Below are 700 nucleotides of genomic sequence, written 5' to 3' on the forward strand. Positions count from 1 at the left end.
TCGTGTAATTTATGTTCATTATATACGAACGAGTGTTCTTTTTGAAGTGTAAATAAAAAGCGTCTTTAGTGTAGAGACGCTTTTTATTCTATAAAATCCTAAAATCGACTACCGCATCTTTGGTTACGTTTTGTCTTAGCTGGTAAGCTGCAGAAGTGTCATATGGGACAATCATTTCAATAATTTTATTCTCTTTACAACGTAATAGTATTTTTTCTATTACATCATCTTCAATAGAAATCTGTAATTTTTCACCCAACGCATCAACTAATGCGATGTCTATATATTGAAATTCGATATCTTTTTCAGTTACATTAATAAATCGTAAATCTAATTTTAAATTAGTATTTTGTTTTCTAACTCTTTCTAATTCTATTGTTACATTTAAGTTTGATGTCTCTTTATCTAAAAGTATTTCTAAAGTGGTAAGATAATCATCCCTGTTATTTTGCCATAGTCTATAACCATGGTCTTCTAATTCTAAAGAATCGATTATATAATCTCTAAATTTATCTAAACCGTTAGAATCATTCATTTTAAAGGAAATCTGAGTAGGATCAATTGCTCCTTCTATTTTATTGAAGTCAAAGTTCGGCATAAGTACTGAAGAACATTTTTTGGATGTAATCCAAGCAGCACCCATTTCATTTAGGCAGGGTGCACTTTGATAATAATTATCTGAAAGTACGAATAACACCAT

1 pseudogene is annotated in these 700 nt (G+C 29.4%); it reads right to left on the bottom strand.

The features are described from left to right. Positions 1-88 precede the first annotated feature (88 nt). Positions 89-700, bottom strand: a pseudogene (locus KVT34_RS29405) (toll/interleukin-1 receptor domain-containing protein); the annotation flags it as partial.

This window comes from Paenibacillus sp. GbtcB18 (assembly GCF_019091125.1).
Classification (GTDB): domain Bacteria; phylum Bacillota; class Bacilli; order Paenibacillales; family NBRC-103111; genus Paenibacillus_F; species Paenibacillus_F chitinolyticus.